Annotated in this window: 19 protein-coding genes and 1 pseudogene; 15 read left to right on the top strand and 5 right to left on the bottom strand. The window is 59.3% G+C overall.

The features are described from left to right. Positions 1 to 24 precede the first annotated feature (24 nt). The 6 genes from BLP23_RS19990 (at position 25) to modC (ending at position 5,670) form a co-directional block, all read left to right on the top strand. A complete protein-coding gene (locus BLP23_RS19990) occupies positions 25 to 609 on the top strand; it encodes a nicotinate-nucleotide adenylyltransferase (RefSeq protein WP_208603181.1) in 585 nt (194 codons plus the stop codon). A gap of 842 nt (positions 610 to 1,451) precedes the next feature. Continuing rightward, on the top strand, positions 1,452 to 2,699 hold the full coding sequence (locus BLP23_RS19985) for a TadE/TadG family type IV pilus assembly protein (protein ID WP_092586591.1): 1,248 nt from the start codon (positions 1,452 to 1,454) through the stop codon (positions 2,697 to 2,699). Positions 2,700 to 2,782: 83 nt separating this feature from the next. Next, entirely contained in the window at positions 2,783 to 3,007 is a 225-nt protein-coding gene (locus BLP23_RS19980) for a hypothetical protein (RefSeq protein ID WP_092586590.1), read from the top strand. Positions 3,008 to 3,063: 56 nt separating this feature from the next. Beyond that, positions 3,064 to 3,858 carry a molybdate ABC transporter substrate-binding protein gene (gene modA, locus BLP23_RS19975; protein WP_092586589.1) on the top strand — a complete coding sequence of 265 codons (795 nt, stop codon included), beginning with the start codon at positions 3,064 to 3,066 and terminating at the stop codon, positions 3,856 to 3,858. 49 nt (positions 3,859 to 3,907) lie between these two features. Next, positions 3,908 to 4,606, top strand: a complete 699-nt coding sequence (gene modB, locus BLP23_RS19970; protein WP_092586588.1) for a molybdate ABC transporter permease subunit — start codon at positions 3,908 to 3,910, stop codon at positions 4,604 to 4,606. Then, complete coding sequence (gene modC, locus BLP23_RS19965) at positions 4,603 to 5,670, top strand: molybdenum ABC transporter ATP-binding protein (RefSeq protein ID WP_092586587.1); 1,068 nt, start codon at positions 4,603 to 4,605, stop codon at positions 5,668 to 5,670. Before modB ends, modC begins: the two co-directional genes overlap by 4 nt. Here modC and BLP23_RS19960 read toward each other — a convergent pair whose 3' ends face one another. Beyond that, positions 5,671 to 6,048, bottom strand: coding sequence for a winged helix-turn-helix domain-containing protein (locus BLP23_RS19960; protein ID WP_092586586.1), 378 nt, complete (start codon positions 6,046 to 6,048; stop codon positions 5,671 to 5,673). Between the two features lie 202 nt (positions 6,049 to 6,250). On the opposite strand from BLP23_RS19960, the gene rsfS reads away from it, so the two are divergent. From rsfS to BLP23_RS19915, 9 genes are all read left to right on the top strand, one after another. Next, on the top strand, positions 6,251 to 6,694 hold the full coding sequence (rsfS, locus tag BLP23_RS19955; protein WP_028740009.1) for a ribosome silencing factor: 444 nt from the start codon (positions 6,251 to 6,253) through the stop codon (positions 6,692 to 6,694). Between the two features lie 113 nt (positions 6,695 to 6,807). Then, on the top strand, positions 6,808 to 7,290 hold the full coding sequence (rlmH, locus tag BLP23_RS19950) for a 23S rRNA (pseudouridine(1915)-N(3))-methyltransferase RlmH (protein ID WP_092586585.1): 483 nt from the start codon (positions 6,808 to 6,810) through the stop codon (positions 7,288 to 7,290). A gap of 142 nt (positions 7,291 to 7,432) precedes the next feature. Beyond that, complete coding sequence (locus tag BLP23_RS19945; RefSeq protein WP_092586766.1) at positions 7,433 to 8,839, top strand: murein hydrolase activator EnvC family protein; 1,407 nt, start codon at positions 7,433 to 7,435, stop codon at positions 8,837 to 8,839. Further along, positions 8,829 to 10,151: a S41 family peptidase gene (locus BLP23_RS19940; protein WP_092586584.1), complete on the top strand. Its 1,323-nt coding sequence runs from the start codon at positions 8,829 to 8,831 to the stop codon at positions 10,149 to 10,151. Before BLP23_RS19945 ends, BLP23_RS19940 begins: the two co-directional genes overlap by 11 nt. Before the next feature lie 77 nt (positions 10,152 to 10,228). Further along, entirely contained in the window at positions 10,229 to 11,422 is a 1,194-nt protein-coding gene (locus BLP23_RS19935; RefSeq protein WP_092586583.1) for a divergent polysaccharide deacetylase family protein, read from the top strand. A gap of 11 nt (positions 11,423 to 11,433) precedes the next feature. Beyond that, a complete protein-coding gene (locus BLP23_RS19930) occupies positions 11,434 to 11,967 on the top strand; it encodes an RNA pyrophosphohydrolase (protein ID WP_092586582.1) in 534 nt (177 codons plus the stop codon). 397 nt (positions 11,968 to 12,364) lie between these two features. Continuing rightward, positions 12,365 to 13,117 (top strand): protein-L-isoaspartate(D-aspartate) O-methyltransferase, encoded by a 753-nt coding sequence (locus BLP23_RS19925; protein WP_092586581.1) that lies wholly within the window; start codon positions 12,365 to 12,367, stop codon positions 13,115 to 13,117. Then, positions 13,114 to 15,624 carry a spermine/spermidine synthase domain-containing protein gene (locus BLP23_RS19920; protein ID WP_139187090.1) on the top strand — a complete coding sequence of 837 codons (2,511 nt, stop codon included), beginning with the start codon at positions 13,114 to 13,116 and terminating at the stop codon, positions 15,622 to 15,624. The genes BLP23_RS19925 and BLP23_RS19920 overlap by 4 nt, the downstream gene beginning before the upstream one ends. A 31-nt stretch (positions 15,625 to 15,655) precedes the next feature. Continuing rightward, entirely contained in the window at positions 15,656 to 16,624 is a 969-nt protein-coding gene (locus BLP23_RS19915) for a DUF429 domain-containing protein (protein WP_092586580.1), read from the top strand. 110 nt (positions 16,625 to 16,734) lie between these two features. Here BLP23_RS19915 and bfr read toward each other — a convergent pair whose 3' ends face one another. The 4 genes and pseudogenes from bfr to BLP23_RS19895 form a co-directional block, all read right to left on the bottom strand. Beyond that, the gene (bfr, locus tag BLP23_RS19910) at positions 16,735 to 17,220 is read right to left on the bottom strand and encodes a bacterioferritin (RefSeq protein WP_074070070.1); all 486 of its coding nucleotides are present in this window, start codon (positions 17,218 to 17,220) and stop codon (positions 16,735 to 16,737) included. Next, a pseudogene (locus BLP23_RS34640) lies at positions 17,186 to 17,597 on the bottom strand ((2Fe-2S)-binding protein). The gene bfr and the pseudogene BLP23_RS34640 overlap by 35 nt, the downstream one beginning before the upstream one ends. A gap of 621 nt (positions 17,598 to 18,218) precedes the next feature. Beyond that, positions 18,219 to 18,650, bottom strand: coding sequence for a type II toxin-antitoxin system VapC family toxin (locus BLP23_RS19900; RefSeq protein ID WP_208603177.1), 432 nt, complete (start codon positions 18,648 to 18,650; stop codon positions 18,219 to 18,221). Next, entirely contained in the window at positions 18,647 to 18,892 is a 246-nt protein-coding gene (locus BLP23_RS19895) for a type II toxin-antitoxin system VapB family antitoxin (protein ID WP_022717560.1), read from the bottom strand. The genes BLP23_RS19900 and BLP23_RS19895 overlap by 4 nt, the downstream gene beginning before the upstream one ends. Positions 18,893 to 19,116 lie beyond the last annotated feature (224 nt).

Below are 19,116 nucleotides of genomic sequence, written 5' to 3'. Positions count from 1 at the left end.
GAAATAGACCGTCGCTACCTTCGCATGCCGCACACCGAACGCGGCATGGTCGTCGGTCTTTTCGGCGGATCGTTTAATCCACCGCACCAGGGGCACGCACTGGTTGCGGAGATCGCCATACGGCGCCTCGCCCTCGACCAACTTTGGTGGATGGTGACACCTGGCAATCCGCTGAAGAATCGCAACCATCTTGCGCCGCTTGCCGAGCGGATCGCACTCAGCGAAGCGATCACAACCGATCCGCATATCAAGGTGACTGCGTTCGAACAAACATTCGGCGTCAGTTACACGGCAAACACACTCGCCAGGGTAAAGGCGCGCAATCCGAACATCCATTTCATCTGGATCATGGGTGCCGACAGCCTGCAAACCTTCCACAAATGGCAAAAGTGGCAAGAGATCGCGCGCACCTTTCCGATCGCCGTCATCGATCGTCCCGGCGCGACGCTTTCCTATCTCTCGTCGAAAATGGCAAAAACCTTCGATTTCGCCCGTATCGACGAGGACGATGCCCGCGTGCTCTGGAAAAAATCTGCGCCTGCCTGGACCTTTATTCATGGCCCGCGCTCTGCGTTGAGCTCGACCGCTATTCGCAAAGCGGCTGAGTAGCGGCAATTTCAGGAAGGCTGACAAATGAAAAGCCCGACGGGGGAGGATCCGTCGGGCTTTATAAACTTGATCGACAGCTGGGAGGAGGAGTGCTGCCGACCCATATCTAACGGCTTTGGGAGGAGGAGATCGCCGTTTCGATAAGTATGTTTTATCATAACTTCGGAAAACTGGAATATCGTATATTGCATTGCAGCAATGCGATGTGCGCAGGGCTCCTCGAATCAATATTGCAACATTGCCGCTTTTTGCGGCATTGGGAAGATGGCCTAAGGCGTCGCACAGTCAGTGACCCTCTCAAAGGGTATCCCCGTGAGCGGAATTCTAGTTCCAGAAGAGAGGGCGGAGCGGTCCTCAAGCCGGAGAGGCCACAAAACCAACGAAGTTAGGATCAGGCCGGATTCGCCGCGTCACGCCGTAGCGGTTGCCGACTGGTCCACATATGTTCGGACATAAGTGGCAAACAAGATCACGGCAGGGCAGCATTTGGCCCGACGCGGCCTCCGATGCTGGAGCAATTGGGTCCGGACTCCCGAGCAGCTTACCAGCCGTCTCCGCCTTGGTATCTGATCGACCTCGGCCACCTTGGCCCTCGAAGCTCGGGGCAATGTGCCCCGCGTTTTCCGCGTGGCTGCTACTTGCCGAACAAAATGATGACCTGCGCATGAGCACTTGCGCTGGATAGGTCCAACTGTTCCAGGATGCGTAAAAACGGCGTCTCGGCATATACGGGTAGGACTTGTATTCTTTGGAATACGTACAATTCGAATGAACGTGGCAATCAATCGTATATTGCTAACATCTAATGTGTCGGCTTGGCTACTCGGAACTGGGGCGTACTAATGCGTGAAGTTCTCAAACGGCATGTCGATCGATTTATTCGTGACGAGGTCGGCAACTTTGGAATCCTGACTGCGGTTGCAATCGTCCCCTTGCTGGGGGCGGGCTCCGTCGCGATCGACTTCGTTAATGCCAGTTTCGAGGCCGACAAGTTGCAGGAGGCGCTGGACAGCGCCACGCTTGCGGCGGTGCGCCTTTACGGCGAGGGCTATAGCGAGGCGGAAGCAACGCAATTGGCGAACGAAATGTTCTTCGGCAATTATCAAGAGGCGGGTGCCGTCTCTCAGGGCAAGGATGCAATCAGCCCGGCAGCGGAACCTCCATCTTTGCATATCGCCTATTCCCTGGCGGGACAGCAGGTAATGGCGACAGCTGACTATGCAGTCAACTATCACCCGGTATTCCTGACTCGATTATCATTCCCTATCTCCCGCCGCAGCAGCACCGCTTACCAAGCGGGCAACGAAGCCTGCATTCTCGCGCTCAGCCCGACGGCAGATCGCGCCTTCGAGGTCACCGGTAGTTCGAAGGTCGACACGTCGAAGTGTGCGATCACCGCAAACTCGCGCAGCAACGAAGCCATCTATATCGGTGGATCAGGTAGCCTGAAGACGGAATGTCTTTATACGCCAGGTAAAGTCTCGGCCTCGCCGTCCAAAATCGATCTCGAATGCGACAAGCCGTACGAGGGAACGGCAGCGGCCCTTGACCCGTTCAGACAAAAAACGATGCCGAAAACAGGGGCGTTGGCCAAGAACAGGGGCCCCGGCGAACTGGAGCCCGGGACGTACAAGGGTCTCCAAATCAAGGGCGCTGTGAAGCTGCAACCCGGCGACTATATCATCGACGGGGGCAAGCTGAGTTTCGGGAGCCAGTCGGTCATCACCGGCGAAGGGATCACATTCTTTCTGCTCAACGGCGCTGAAATCGACATTCATGGCGGTTCGACCGTTAACGTCACTGCCCCGACATCGGGGCCATGGGCGGGTTTCGTTATCGTCGCCGACCGCGATAACACTGCATCCGCAGTGATCAATGGCAACAGCAACTCGAACATCAGCGGCATCATCTACATGCCTGCAGCTGAAGAAGTCGAGTATTCCGGCAATGGTACGACGTCTGGCGACTGCGTCCGAATCATCGCCCAGAAAATTACCATGACCGGCAACAGCACTTTCAAGCTCGATTGCAAGTCGGAACTGGCGAACAACGAGATCAATAATCTCGGTGCCGTCCGGCTTGTCCAATGAGGATGTGACGCATTTCGATTGCCCCGTGCTTGGCGGGTCAATTCCCTTGGGAGCCGGCTTTCGGCTACCACATGCGGCGGCATATGTCCTCCGTCGATGCCAAGGAAGCGAATTTCACCAACCCTGTCCTTGATTTCACCTGCCTCCAGTTGGGTACCGTCACCCCTGTTGACCAGGTTCGCATCGACCACACACGCCCCAACCGTCGGCCATCTCAAGGTACCGGCTATACTGCGGCAAGCCTGTCGTCCGTCTGGCCGATTTCGAACAATTTGGACGACGATATATTCCTCGAAACATATCCCTAGCCAATTTGATTGATATCGATATATTCCTCTGAATATTTCGAAGGAGAATTGAAGATATGTATAATCGCCGGCAATGGATGAAACGCGTAGTCGGAATGTTTTCCATGGCCTGGATTGGCGCTGCCGGGCTGCTGCCGCAGCCAGCAGGCGCCACAGATAGAATTACCGTTTTTGCGGCGGCGAGCCTCAAGAATGCGCTTGATGCCGCAAATGCAGCCTGGGGAAAGGAAAGCGGCAAGGAGGCCGTCGCTTCCTATGCAGCGAGCTCCGCACTCGCCAAGCAGATCGAAAGTGGCGCACCAGCCGATATCTTCATCCCCGCCGATCTCGACTGGATGGACTACGTCGCCAAGAAAGGCCTGATCAGGGAAGACACCCGCGCAGACTTCCTTGGCAACCGCATGGTGCTGGTGACTGCCAGCGATAAGGCAAAGCAGGTCGATATCAAGCCGGGCTTCGATCTTTCCGGTCTTCTTGGTGATGGCAGGCTCGCCATGGGAGAAGTGACATCCGTCCCCGCTGGCAAATACGGCAAGGCCGCGCTCGAAAAGCTCGGCGTCTGGACATCGGTGGAGCCAAAGATTGCAGGTGCGCAAAGCGTGCGTGCTGCTCTTGCGCTCGTCTCCCGCGGCGAAGCGCCTTATGGCATTGTCTATCAGACAGATGCGGCGGCAGATGAAGGCGTCGCAATCGTCGGCATGTTTCCAGCCGATTCACATCCGCCGATCATTTACCCTCTCGCCCTGCTTGCCGCCAGCAAGAACCCGGACGCGGTTTCCTATCTAAAGTTTCTAAAGTCGGAGAACGCCGCCCCCTTCTTTACTGCGCAGGGCTTTACGATCCTGAAGTGAATAGGGATTTTATCCTCAGCTTCGAACCGATCTATCGGAGATACCCAACTTGGATTTTGGCCTGAGCAATGATGAGTGGACGGCGATCTTGCTCAGCCTGCGGGTTTCCGTTGTCGCCATGTTCGCGAGCTTGCCGTTCGGCATTGCGGTTGCGCTGCTTCTTGCCCGCGGCCGCTTCTATGGCAAGGCTGTTGTCAATGGCATCGTTCATCTGCCGCTGATCCTTCCGCCGGTCGTCACCGGCTTCATTCTTCTGATCCTTTTCGGACGCAGGGGGCCGATCGGCAGCTTGCTGGATCAATACTTCGGGATCGTCTTTTCCTTCCGTTGGACAGGCGCAGCTCTCGCCTGTGCGGTCATGGGGTTCCCGCTGATGGTCCGAAGCATACGGCTTTCGATCGAGGCGATCGACCGCAGGATCGAGGAAGCGGCAGGCACCCTTGGCGCGAGCCCGCTATGGGTGTTCCTGACCGTCACGCTGCCGCTGACGACGCCTGGAATCATCGTTGGGATGATCCTGTCCTTTGCCAAGGCCATGGGCGAATTTGGCGCAACCATCACTTTCGTGTCGAACATCCCGGGTGAGACGCAGACGCTGTCGTCCGCCATCTACACATTCACCCAGGTCCCAGGCGGCGATGCCGGCGCTATGCGCCTTACGCTGGTTGCTATCGTCATCTCCATGTCAGCGCTGCTGGCGTCTGAATTCATGGCGCATCTCGCGGGCCGAAGGATAGACCCGGAATGACGCTCACCATCGAAACCAGGCACCGCCTCGGTGCCTTCACCCTTGATGCAGCCTTTACCTCCGAGGTCGGCGTGACAGCCCTCTTCGGCCGGTCCGGTTCGGGCAAGACATCGATGATCCGCATCATTGCCGGCCTCGTCCGACCGGATGAAGGCCGGGTTCTGTTGGACGGTACGCCACTCACCGACACGGGCAAAGGCATCTTCGTTCCCCGCCATCGCCGCCGTTTCGGCTATGTCTTCCAGGATGGCAGGCTCTTCCCGCACTTGAGCGTTCGAAAGAACCTCTCCTATGGAAGCTGGTTCGCGCCGAAGGCTTCGCCAACCGGAAACTTTGACCACATCGTCGACCTGCTCGGTATCGAAAGCCTGCTCGATCGGAGCCCTTCCAACCTCTCAGGCGGAGAAAAGCAACGGGTGGCGATCGGCCGTGCGCTGCTTTGCTCTCCGCGTCTTTTGCTGATGGACGAACCGCTCGCAGCGCTTGACGAGGCCCGCAAAGCCGAGATCCTGCCCTATCTCGAACGGCTGCGTGACGAGACACAGATTCCGATCGTCTATGTCAGCCATTCGATTTTAGAAGTGGCACGCCTCGCCAATCAGGTCGTCGTGATGCACGATGGCAAGGTTGAGGCCGCGGGCAGCGCGACCGATGTGCTGAGCCGGCCTTCGGCGGCCGAAGACCGGCGCGAAGCAGGCGCCCTTCTGGAAGGCGCTATCGAAAGCTTCGATGAAAAACATCGGCTTGCGACGCTCGCATTGAAGGCGTCCCGCCTTTATGTGCCGGGTGCTACGGTGCCGTCGGGCAAGCGCGTTCGCGTCCACATTCCTTCCCGCGATGTCATGCTGGCGACCGTCAGGCCGGAAGGTTTAAGTGCATTGAATATTATTGACGGCATCGTCCGACAGATATCGCCTGCGGAAGACGGAACGGTCGAGGTGCAGATCGACTGCGGCGGCGATATCATCCTGTCGCGCATCACCGCACTGTCGGTTGAGAGGCTCGATCTTGTGCCCAACAAGCCTGTCTTCGCTGTCATCAAGACAGTCGCCCTGCAGCCTTGACTATTTTCTTGCCGCTTCGGCCTGACTGCGGTTGCCTTCCAGCCAGGCAAGATCACCCGCAAGGGCAGTTCGCATGGCATCCTCCATATGCCGAAACCGGGACAGCAACTCCTCGCCAAATGGCGTCAGCGCAGCGCCGCCACCCTTCTGGCCGCCGCGCTGGGATTCGACTACCGGCGCGTTGAACATGCGGTTCATGTCGCTGACGAGCAACCAGGCGCGCCGATAGGACATGTCCATCGCCCTGCCGGCTGCCGAAATCGAGCCGGTTTCGCGGATGCGCTCCAGGAGTTCCATCTTGCCGCGGCCTAGGCGATCCTCGTGTGGAAAGCTGATGCGTAGGATGGGAACGAGTTGATTTCTGGCGGTAGTGTCCATTCGGTTCTGCAGTTACGGAAACTCGAAGCCACTTTACGCTTGGCCGTTGGCGCTGTACACAGCCGCCTTGCTGCCGGTAACGACATAAATCTTGAACGCGAATTTAAGTCTTCGCGAAATGATAACCGGCTCGTGTCTTGAAAGATTAACGGTTTGATGCCTATCTTAACCATGATTTGGTTCGCCCAAATCAGTGATGCGCATGTTCTGTTATTGCAGGAAAGGAAAAGCACTGACAACAGTACACGCCAAGGGAAGAACGCTCGCCGTTGTCCCGAAGAGCCTGGAACGTGGCGCCGATGCTGCCGCCCGCGCTCTGCAAGCTGTCCTCACAAGCCTTGAGGACTCCAAAGCTGAAGATATCGTCACCATCGACATTGCTGGGAAATCTGCGTTGGGGGACTATATGGTCGTCGTCTCCGGCCGATCGAACCGCCATGTCCTGGCGATCGCGGATCATCTGCTCACCGACTTGAAAGACGAGGGCTTTGGCGCAGCCCGCGTTGAGGGCAAGGACGGCGGTGATTGGGTCCTGATCGACACCGGCGATATCATCGTGCACGTCTTCCGCCCCGAAATCCGCGAGTTCTACAACATCGAAAAGATGTGGGCAGCGCCGGATATGGACGAAGAAACGCGGCACTGATAGGCGGGCCGGCTTGTCCGGCGCCTGAGCGCGGCAGTAAACAGGCCGGAAACATGAGAACCCGGCCCAAAGCCGGTATTGTGCCTTCTGGGCGCATGACAGGAGCGGATGGGATGCGGGTTGGTCTTTTTGCGGTGGGACGGCTGAAGTCCGGCCCCGAGAAGGATCTTGCGGCCCGCTATTTCGACCGTTTTGCCAAGGCTGGTCCTGCGATCGGTCTCGAATTCTCCCGCGTTGCCGAGGTTGCTGAAAGTCGCGCCGCCAATGCAGAAACGCGCAAGCGCGAAGAAGCAGCCATGCTTCAAAAGGCGATGGCTGAAGGCAGCATTCTCATTCTCCTCGACGAACGCGGCAAGGCGTTGGACAGCGAAACTTTTGCAAAGGTCCTCGGCAACTATCGCGACCAGGGAAAGCGGGATCTGATGATTGCCATCGGCGGTGCCGACGGCCTTGACCCTACGCTTTACGACCGTGCGGACATGACCCTCTGCCTCGGCAAGATGACCTGGCCGCATCAGTTGGTGAGGACGCTCATTGCCGAACAGCTCTACCGCGCCGTCACTATCCTTTCCGGTCACCCCTATCACCGCGTCTGATCAGTCACGCAGCCGTGTTTTGCCAAGTGTGGCCTTGTTCGCCAATCTTTCTGGCAAATGACGGCAAATCGGCATAGTCTCCGCGCGATTTGAAAGTTACCCCTGAACACGTATGACGAGAACTGCCCGCAAGCGAAAGCGACTGATCCTGCCCGCATTCGCGGGTGGCCTCGGCGCGACAGTCATTTTCGTCCAGTTCGATATTGGTGGAGCGGGCGCGTTCGCCCAGAATGCACCAGTCGCAGCGCCTGTGGCCGGAACATCTCAACAGGCCGATCAGACGTTGCCGGACCCGGCTGCCGAGCTTAAAAAAAAGCGCGACGAGACCCGCACTCAACTCGAGGCCATATCAAAAACGATCAATCTTTCGTCAGATAAAGTGGCGGCGCTGCAAAAAAGCATCGCCGATCTGGACAAAAGCAGCACGAACATCCGCCAGGCGCTGATCGATTCCGCCGCGCGGCGCAAGACGCTCGAAAAACAGATCCTCGAAAGCGAAAAGAAACTTGCCGATCTTGGCATCAAGGAGGATGCCATCCGCCACTCGCTTCATGGGCGGCGCGGGCTGCTTGCCGAAGTGCTCGCCGCCCTTCAGCGCATGGGCCGCAATCCGCCGCCCGCTCTCCTTGTCACGCCGGACGATGCGCTTGCCTCGGTGCGTAGCGCCATCCTGCTGGGTGCTGTCGTGCCCGGCATGCGCAAGGAGACCGACAAGCTTGCCGCAGATCTCGCCAACCTCGCGGCCTTGCAGGCTGCGAGCGTGCTGGAGAAGGCAAATCTAACCGCCACCATGACGAATGGTATCGAAGAGGAGCGGCGCATGGACCTGCTCCTTGCTGAAAACGATAAGCTAAGCCGTAGCAACGCTGCCGATCTCGAAGCCGAAAAGAAACGCTCTGAGGAACTGGCAGGCAAAGCGACGACGCTCGAGGGACTTGTGGCTTCGATGGAATCCGAGATTGCCTCCGTGCGCGAAGCCGCTGAAGCAGCCCGGCAAGAGGAAGAGAACCGGAAGCTGCTCACGGACGAGCAGCGGGCACAGGCCAGGGCACTTGCCGATAGCGGTGTGCCCGATAAAAACCGCATTGCGCCCGCATATCCGTTCGGAGAATTGAAGGCGAAATTGGAGCTGCCCGTGGCGGGCGATACTCTGCGCCACTTCGGCGACGCCGACGGCACTGGACACGAGGCCATGGGAATGACGCTAGCCACCAATCCGGATACGGTGGTGACTGCGCCAGCGGATGGACTGGTGGTTTTCGCCGGCGCCTTTCGCAGCTACGGCCAGATGATCATCCTCGATGCAGGCGACGGATATCACTTGGTCCTCTCTGGAATGGACATAATCAGCACGCGCCAAGGAAAATTCGTTTTCGCAGGCGAACCGCTTGCGGTGATGGGTGCAAAAAGAGTCGCGAGCGCAACAGCATTGGCGCTGGAAACCAACCGGCCAACGCTTTACATTGAATTTCGAAAGGACGGAAAACCGGTCGATTCCCGACCGTGGTGGTCCGCCAAAGACACTGGAAAGGCACGCAATGATTCGTAGGGCTTCTCTTGTTCTGGTCGGCGCATTGATGGGTGCGACTGCCATGAGCGTAATTTATGCGGCAGGAGTGCCGGCCGAAGCGGCCGGGGCATCCACCTACAAGGAACTCTCCGTGTTTGGGGACGTCTTCGAGCGCGTCCGCGCCCAGTACGTCACACCGCCGGCAGAAGACAAACTGATCGAAAATGCCATCAATGGCATGCTGTCATCCCTCGATCCGCATTCGAGCTATATGAATGCCAAGGATGCCGAGGACATGAGCACCCAGACGAAGGGTGAATTCGGCGGTCTCGGCATTGAAGTCACGATGGAAGACGAACTCGTCAAGGTCATCACGCCGATTGACGATACGCCCGCGGCCAAGGCAGGCGTTCTTGCCGGCGATTATATTTCCGAGATAGACGGCCAGTCCGTCCGCGGATTGAAGCTCGAAGAAGCTGTCGAAAAGATGCGCGGCGCCGTCAACACCCCGATCAAGCTCACACTCATCCGCAAGGGTGCGGATAAGCCGATCGAGTTGACGATCGTTCGCGACATCGTCGCCGTACAGGCCGTCAAGTCTCGCGTCGAGGATGATGTCGGCTATCTCCGGGTGATCTCCTTCACCGAAAAGACCTATCCGGACCTCGAAAAGGCGATCGCCAAGATCAAGGCGGCGGTTCCGGCCGACAAGCTCAAGGGTTATGTGCTCGATCTGCGTCTCAATCCCGGCGGTCTGCTCGATCAGGCAATCAAAGTTTCTGACGCACTGCTGCAGCGTGGCGAAGTGGTCTCGACCCGGGGCCGCAATCCGGACGAGACCCGCCGCTTCAATGCCGGCCCGGGCGATCTCACGGATGGCAAGCCGGTGATCGTGCTCGTCAACGGCGGCTCGGCCTCCGCTTCGGAAATCGTCGCCGGTGCCCTGCAGGATCTACGCCGCGCGACTGTTCTCGGCACGAGGTCCTTCGGCAAGGGCTCTGTCCAGACGATCATCCCGCTTGGCGAAAACGGCGCACTCCGCTTGACGACCGCGCTTTACTACACGCCGTCGGGCCGCTCGATTCAGGGCACCGGCATTACGCCGGACATCAAGGTCGAAGAGCCGCTGCCGGACGATCTGAAAGACAAGATGGCAACCGAGGGCGAATCCAGCCTGCGCGGTCATATCAAGGGCCAGAGCGAGACCGATGAGGGCTCAGGTTCCGTTGCCTATGTTCCCCCGGATCCCAAGGACGACGTGCAGTTGAATTATGCGTTCGACCTGCTTCGCGGCAAGAAGACCGACCCGGCCTTCCCCCCGAACCCGGACAAGGCGGTTTCCGCCAAGTAACTTTTGTAGGTCATCAGGCCGGATTTTTGATCCGGCCTGATTTTTGCTGTTTCCCGGTTTTGGAGCGGGCGAGGAAATTGGGAACGGATTTGCATGCACCATTGGGCCAGAACCGCAAGGCTGGCCGAAAGCGGCCGAATATCCTGCGGATCGGCCGGATTGCCGCCAGCCTCTGCCTGATAGCGATCGGCGGCTTTTCTCTCTACACCATGCTCAGTGACGATGGACTTCAGCGGACAAAGCCACCTGTTGCCGATCGAGCGGCGTCACCACCCACAGATACCGTTCAAAAACCCCCGACGCAGAGCCAGGCCGCAAATGGCATGCCTCGCTCCGATCCGCGTTCCGGTGCGAATGTCGAGCGGATGGTGACCGGGGACGGCTCGGTTGTGACCAAATACAGCCCGCGGCCACGCGATGACCATGGCCCGGCGCTAGTGGACGCCATGCAGGTCGGCCAGGATCCGCGCATGGCAGCGATGCCGAATGAGAGCCTTCTGGAAGACAGTCAATTTGGCCGCCTACCCGTCATCGGACCGGATGGCCGTCGCCCGATGGATCAGTATGCGCGTCCATGGTCCGGCGCACGCGGCACCCGTGTGGCGATCGTGGTCAGCGGTCTCGGCCTCAGTCAGACGGGTACGCAGCGCGCCATCAAGGAACTTCCGGAGGAAGTCACCCTCGCATTTGCCGCAAGCGGCAACAGCCTGCAGCGCTGGATGCAGGAGGCGCGCCGCAGCGGCCATGAGATCCTCCTGCAGGTTCCACTGGAGCCCTTCGATTACCCGGCAAACGATCCTGGCCCTGAGACGCTGCTGACCTCGAAGTCGCCAGCAAGGAATATCGAAAACCTGCACCGCGCGATGGGCGAAATCACCAATTATACGGGTATCATGAACTATCTGGGAGGGCGTTTCCTCTCCAATCCAGACGCGATGGAGCCGGTGATGCGCGATATCGGCAAGCGCGGCTTGCTGTTTCTCGACGACGGTTCGTCTGCGCAATCGAAGACGGAAGCTGTGGCGAAGGGAACGGAGCTTCCCTATGCTTTTGCAGATCTGCAGCTCGATGGTCAGGTCGATGTCAACGCCATCCTGAAGAGGCTTGACGAGCTCGAGCGCATTGCCAAGCGCAACGGCCAGGCAATTGGCGTTGCGGCGGCTTTCGACGAGAGTATTGAGGCAATATCCAAATGGAGCGAAGAGGCGGGCATGCGCGGCATCGAGATCGTCGGCATCGCAGCGCTTTCTACAGATCCAAAGAATCCTTGAGGAGCTTCCCCTTGAACCAGGCGACAACCAAAGCCGAAGACCTTCCTTACCGTCCCTGCGTCGGCGTGATGATCCTCAACCGCGACGGGCTTGTATGGGCAGGCCGGCGTGTCCCGGTTGGCAATTCCGAATATGATGGCTCACCACAACTGTGGCAAATGCCCCAAGGTGGCATCGACAAGGGTGAGGATCCGCTCGAAGCGGCATACCGTGAACTCTACGAGGAAACCGGTATCAGAACGGTGACCTTGCTCGCGGAGGCGAGAGATTGGATCAACTATGATCTGCCGCCGCAACTGATCGGCATTGGCCTTAAGGGAAAGTTTCGCGGCCAGACGCAACGCTGGTTCGCCTTTCGCTTCGAAGGCGACGAAAGCGAAATCGCCATCAACCCGCCGCCCGGCGGCCACGAGCCAGAGTTTGATGCCTGGGAATGGAAATCCATGCACGAGCTGCCTGGGCTGATCGTGCCCTTCAAACGCGCCGTCTACGACCGGGTCGTATCGGAATTCAGCCACTTGGCCGGCCTGCGAGCGCCGGACTGACGGCGGCAGCAGATATAATTTGCCGGTCCCCGAACAACCGAGGACGCCAGGGCTTACCGTCGATGATTTTGGCCTTTCCCGTTCAAGCTTGGAAATTTGGAGAAAACAGGTAGCCGCCGGCAAGCCTTTCAACGGCAGTCCTGCTTCGCCTCCCGACGCCCTCCCATGTTCAATCCTGTTCAATCCTGTTCAACATGGACAATCTTTTGATTTCACGGGGCTGAAGGTTCTGCAATTCATCGAGGGTGAGGGGTTACAGTAGACGCGGCCACTTTCCAGCAGCCACGTCGCTTTTGTTGCGAAGCCTCAAGCCGGAGAGCGGCTGAAAGCCAAGCGAACCCTGTTCAAAATTGCCTCCGCAGCCACTATACTCTTTGCCTTGGACGGGAGAGAGCTCATGCGTCCATTAGCCCAGTGCCAAACGTTAATGGCCGCGGTTCTGGCGGGCGCTGCCGCTGTGGTTTCGACATCTGCGTCCGCTCAGGATCGCGTCGCCGAGCGTACGGCGATGATCGAAACAATCAATTTGCACGCCCGCTCAGCGCCGTCGGCCGTCGAGGGCAAGGGTATCGATCCGGTGGTACTGAAGACCATGGGGAAGGTGCCGCGCCATTTCTTCGTGCCCGAGGAGCTGCGCAGGGCGGCCTATCGAGATCGACCACTGCCGATCGGATACGGTCAGACAATCTCGCAGCCCTTCATCGTCGCGCTGATGACCGACCTCATCAACGTCGGCCCTGGAGACGTTGTCCTCGAGATCGGCACTGGCTCGGGGTATCAGGCAGCCGTCTTGTCGCCGCTCGCAGCAAAGGTTTACTCGATCGAGATCATACCGAAACTGGGCGAAAGTGCAGCCGCCCGGCTCGCGGGGCTCCACTTCGACAATGTCGAGGTGAAGGTAGGCGACGGCTACTATGGTTGGCCAGCGCACGCGCCATTCGACGGGATCGTGGTCACTGCTGCTGCCAGCCACATCCCCCCGCCGCTGGTCGAACAGCTCGCACGGGGCGGCCGGATGGTCGTCCCCGTCGGAGGTCCCTTCGCGACCCAGTTTCTCATGCTGGTCGAGAAGCGTGTAGACGGAAGCATCACGACCCGGCAGCTGTTGCCGGTCAGCTTTGTGCCACTGAGGGGAGGTCAGGCCCGATGAGAGTGGGTCGCCTGCTGCCGGTCGGTCTCATATCGGCGGCGACCCTTGCCCACGAAGTGCTCCTTATGCGGCTCTTCTCGATCATTCAGTGGCATCATTTCGCCTATATGATCATAAGCATCGCGCTCCTGGGCTTCGGCGCGAGCGGTACATTCCTTGCGTTTGCCCACCGCCCTCTCGTGGAGCGCTATCCCGCCGCGTTCGCGGCGTCGGCAGCGCTGTTCGGCATTACTGCGGTTGCCAGTGTCGCCGGTGCCGAACGGCTTCCGTTCAACGCGCTCGAGATTATCTGGAATCCGGGGCAGCTCGGTTGGCTCGCGGCCAGCTATGCACTTCTGGTTCTGCCGTTCTTTTTCGGCGCAACCTGTATCGGCCTTGCCTTCATCCGCCACCCTGGCCAGATTGGACGCGTCTATGCCTTCGACCTGGTTGGCGCAGGGATCGGTGCGCTGGGCACCGTCGGGCTCTTGTTCCTCCTCGCTCCCCCTGCAGCACTGTACTTCGTCGCAGCGCTGGGAATCGCTGCGGCTGCCCTCGCCGCAACGGACATGGCTCGTTATCGGCTCGCCGTGGGCAGTTTGGGGCTTGCAGCCTTGCTCATGGCGGTGTGGCTACCACCGTCCTGGACGGCCCCCGGCCCGCACATGTCGCAGTACAAGGGCCTGCGCATGGCGCTCGAAGTGCCGAACGCGCGAGTGGTCGAGGAGCGGTCAAGCCCGTTGGGACTGCTGACGATCGTCGAGAGCCCGACCGTGCCTTTCCGGTACGCGCCGGGCCTCAGCCTCGCCAACACCCAAGAGCCGCCCGAGCAACTCGCCATCTTCACCGATGGTGACAGTATTACGACGTTCACCGCCTTTGGCGGCGATCCGACGACAGTCGCATATCTCGATCGGACGATAGCGGCGCTCCCGTACCGCCTCCTTAAGCGACCACGAGTGCTGATCCTTGGTGTCGGCGGCGGCGAGCAGGTGCTGCTCGCGCTGCGCGCCGGAGCCGACACCGTGGATGCCGTAGAGCTTAACCCGCAGATGATCGACCTTGCTCGCAATCGCTTCGCGGATTTCGCCGGCGGCATCTTTAGCCGCCCGAACGTGCATCTGCATTTGGCCGAGGCGCGCGCCTTCGCCGCGGCTACTGGTGAGCGTTACGACCTGATCCAGATGCCGCTCCTTGACTCTTTCAGTGCGGCCGCGGCCGGCGTACAGACCATGCATGAGAACTACACCTACACACTGGAGGCGCTGCGGGATTACCTCGCAGTGCTGAAACCGGATGGTATCATCGCCATCACGCGATGGCTGCGGGCGCCGCCACGCGACATCCTCAAGCTGTTCGCCACCGCTACCGCAGCGCTTGAAGCTGATGGCGTAGCCGAGGCAGGCCAGCACCTTGCACTGATCCGCAGCTGGAACACCGCAACCCTCCTCGTCGCCAAGTCGGCGTTCACCGGCGAAGACGTCGCAGCCATCCGCGGCTTCGCGGCCGAGAATTTCTTTGACCTTTCCTGGGCGCCGGGCATCTCGTTAGCCGACGTGAACCGCTACAACCAGCTCGACCAGGAATATCTTTACGAGGGAGCCCTCGCTCTCCTCGGCCCCGAGCGGACCGACTTCATCGAGCGCTACAAGTTCGATATTGCACCGGCCACCGACGATCGGCCTTATTTCTTCGATTTTTTCCGCTGGCGCGCCCTTCCCGAACTCCTGACGCTGCGCACGCAAGGTGGGGCAGCGATGCTCGACTGGGGCTACCTGATCCTCGCGACGACGCTCGTTCAGGCCGCGATCCTGAGCGTCGTCCTGATTCTGCTGCCGCTCTGGCTTCGCCGGCGGGCACTCGGGAGAGGAGTACATCGGCTGCGCTTCGGGCTCTATTTCCTTTCCTTGGGCCTGGCCTTCCTCTTCATCGAGATCGCCTTCATTCAGCGCTTCGTGCTGTTCCTCGGCCATCCGCTTTACGCTGTCGCCGTCGTGCTTGCGGGATTCCTTGCCTTCGCGGGCCTCGGTAGCGCCGTTGCCGCACGCTGGATGGCGGTCGTCGGACGCGGATCGGCGGTGCGCGGCATTGCACTCGCCGTCGTGGTGATCGCATGCCTGGCTACCACCTACCTGCTCGTGCTGCCTTTGATATTGGAACGGCTGCTCGCACTCCCGGATGCCGCGAAGATCGCGATCGCACTCCTCCTCATAGCGCCGCTCGCCATCTTCATGGGCATGCCCTTCCCCCTCGGCCTTTGCCACGTTGGCGTCTGCTCGGTGGCGTTTATTCCCTGGGCGTGGGGGATCAATGGCTGTGCATCGGTGCTGAGCGCAATCCTCGCCGTACTGCTTGCCATGCATATCGGGTTCACTGGCGTCGTGGTGATCGCCACCATCCTCTATCTTGTCGCCCCGGCCCTACTCGCCGGGTCGTGGGACAATACGATCAGCAGACGCCGCAAGGCTTTGTCCCGGATCGAGACCGGGCGCGAGTTGAACCAGCGTCTGGAAACCCGATCCGGCTAGCGAGTGCGCCGATCGAATCCGGGAGGGGACGATGTCCATAGCCCTCGTCGCACATTGTGACTGGAGCATCGATCGACAGAAACGCTGGCAGTGCGTCGCTGTTTGCAACGGTAGCCGTTGGATAATATCGGCACCGGAGCCCGTCAGTGATACGGCGATACTGCTTTCCCGGCTACGGCAGTGTGCCAAATTCGCTGGTGCGACGCTTGTGGGCTTCGACTTTCCGATCGGACTGCCAGAGGCTTATGGCAGGGCGCTCGGGCTTTTTTCTTTCCGCGAGGCCTTGCAGACCTTCGGCACGGGTTCCTTTGCCGAGTGGTTCTTGGTCGCCGAGCGTCGCAGCCAGATCTCGCTGCACCGGCCGTTCTATCCAATGCGCCCGGGCGGCACGCAACGCCAGCATCTGTTCGACGCGCTGGGAGTCGCGACAGGTAACGATCTTTTGCGCCATTGCGAGCGTGCCACTGGCGAGCGGGGAAATGCCTGCATAATTTTCTGGACATTGGGCGGCAATCAGGTGGGTAAGGCCGCGATAGCCGGTTGGCGCGAGATCATCATCCCCAACCTTGCTGAGATCGCCCTCTGGCCTTTCGACGGTGGGATCGACGCCCTCGCGAACCCTGACGTCACCATCATCGCCGAGACCTATCCCGGCGACGTCTATGGCCAGCTCGGTATCCCACGCCGACCCATCTGGAGCAAACGACGGCAATCAGGCCGTCAATCCATAGGCCACCATCTCATCGGTTGGCTGGCTGCACGCCCGCGGGTCGACGGGACGGCGATACTCGACGTCATTTCCGACGGATTTGGGTCAGACAAGACCGGCGAGGACCGTTTCGACGCAACGGTCGGCCTGTTCGGTATGCTCGATGTGGTCGATGGCTATCGGGGTGATGGCGTGCCGGATGATAAGGTTGTTGGTCGGTGGGAAGGTTGGATCCTCGGCCAAGCAGGCGCAAGGGGCCGAGGTTCGCGACGGCGTGAGGGGCCGCCATGAGGTACTACCCTTGTTCGCCAGAATACAATTCCATCCTGCCGCAACACGCGTCCTCGACGTGAAATGCCAACCGGCCGCATTTTTGCGGCCGGTTGGCATTGAAGGTTCAATCACTCGGCCTCGTTGGCAGAGTCGGCGTTCAGCTGGCCATACTTGGCTTCGCCGATCTTCTCGAGCAAGTCGAGCTGCGTTTCGAGGAAGTCGATATGGCCTTCCTCATCGGCAAGGAGCTCCTCGAAGAGCTTCATGGAGACATAGTCACCGGCGTCATGACAGATGTCGCGCGACTTCTTGTAAGCTGTGCGGGCATCATACTCGCCGGCGAGATCGGCTTCCAGAACTTCCCTGACGTTCTGGCCGATGCGCAAGGGAGCAAGCGTCTGCAGGTTTGGATGCCCCTCAAGGAAGATGATGCGTGCGACAAGACGGTCGGCATGATGCATCTCTTCAATGGATTCGGCGCGCTCCTTCTTGGCGAGTTTGGTATAGCCCCAGTCTTCCAACAGGCGGTAGTGAACCCAATATTGGTTAACTGCGCCGAGTTCGAGGAAAAGTGCCTCGTTAAGCCGCTCGATGACCTTTTTGTCGCCTTTCAATGTCCGCTCTCCTGTTTTCTTCATGGAATTGTTTCAGGCGGGACATGAAATCAAATATCTCGTCATCCGTCGAGTCGCGGCGGGCGTGATATTCTTCGGTCGTTCGGATGATGATATCGACGACGTTGGGGAAACAGCCGCAGCAACGGCCGCGCTTTTCCATGGCGTGATAGACCTTCGCAGGCACGATAAGCTGCCAACAGTCTTCATCGAGAAGGCCGTTGATGACCTCCCGGATTTCCTTGTCGGTTATATAGTTGCAACTGCAGACGAGCACGTCTTCATTTCCAAACATGATACTGACTATCGTGTTTTCTGCAAAAGAAGATGGTGACTGTCAAGAAAAAAATCGAGGTAGAAGGCGCGGCGAGCGACAGGAATCGTTGACCACCTGTCGGAAATATCCAGCTGCGATGAGCAAGCACAGCTACAAGAACCACCGCTTTTGGCCGCAGATCATCGCTCGCGCGGTCTGGCCGTATTTTTCGGTTCCCGTTGTCTGTGGCATCGGCGCGCGGGCATTGTCCCAGAAGCGGGTGCGCAATCTGGATTCGTCTATCGAGAAGACGATCCTTATGACGGTCCCTCCCCTGCTCTCCTCGCGTTGTTACGATGCAGAAAAGTTACAACGTCTCGGGCTGGTTCCTATTATCCGACGACAATCCCTACGACACGGCTCTTAAGCCCACCTGGCCGGTTATACCGTTTCCCAAAAAAGGTATAACGACGGAGAGAAGCTTTCGGCGGCCTGCTGAAGCGGGACAATCTCGCCAAGTGAGCGGGACTGGCGGGACAGACCAGCCAGTGATCTCCAAGCACGACTGCAGACGACCCGCACCGCAGGCGGTGACCAGGCCAACGTCGACGCGACCATCGGCCCGATCGCTCTGCGCGGTAGGACGTCGCGCTTTGCGGTCCTAGCACCAGCACCGCCCGCGAAGAAAGTCCGAGGCTGCGACGGACATCTCGGTCCTGATCGCACTTGTGTCCTTTCCGACCTAAGCCAAATCGGTTTTGGCGAAGTCGTCGCCCTTATAGACGAGCTTGAGGCGATAAGCCTTGGCGCACGCATAGGCGTAGCAATCCCCGAAATTGAGGTCGGCCGGGTGGCTGATGGCCTTTCCGTATGTCATGGCCGCGTCGATCGCAATCCGGCCGATGTCGCTCGATATCGCGATCTCGCGCGCCTCCAGGTCCTGAACGAAATAGTCGACTGCCTCGCGGGCGATCGCGACCATTTCGGGAGTCGGAGCGGTGTTCTTCTTGATCTGCTGCGCTTGAGCGCGGGCAAGAGAGATTGTCGCCTCGTATCGAACGAGCGGTGAGACAAAGAAAGGGCCCCCGGCCTTCTCGAGCCGATCCATTAGTTCGTTTGCATCCGGTTCCGGCCTGAGTATGGCGACGATCGCGGAAGCGTCGATGAACATCACATGTCGCCCCACATTTCATCGGTGTACTTCTTCATGTCGAAATTCGGATCGCCGGGGCCGATCTCCTGCGCCTTTGCGCGCGCCCTTGCCAAACGCTCGCGAATGGGCATGCTTTTGCGCGTGCGCTCGATCTCATGGCGCAGCGCGGTCCTGACAGCCTCCGTCTTGCTGGGCGCTTTCATGAGCTTCTGCAGCTCGGCGGCCATCGCCAGCACATCATCATCGCGGACATAAAGTGGCATTGGATATCTCCCTTACGGATATTCGAATATCATTAAAATGAATATCCCGCCAGAAACTTTTAGGGCCTGTGCCAAGTTGAGTGCGGTAAGGGCTTGAGGGCACTGCTCGCAACGACGGCGTGCCCGCGCGACAAAGTTACGTGACGGGGCAATCACGAGGCGCGCTTGGAGCGTCTCATGGCTGGGCACGCTGACATGGCAACATCATCGATCAGCTAGCTAAC

This window comes from Rhizobium mongolense subsp. loessense (assembly GCF_900099775.1).
In the GTDB taxonomy this organism is placed as follows: Bacteria; Pseudomonadota; Alphaproteobacteria; order Rhizobiales; family Rhizobiaceae; genus Rhizobium; species Rhizobium loessense.
Note: the sequence above shows the minus strand (reverse complement) of the source record. Positions and strands in the feature narration are given on the sequence as shown.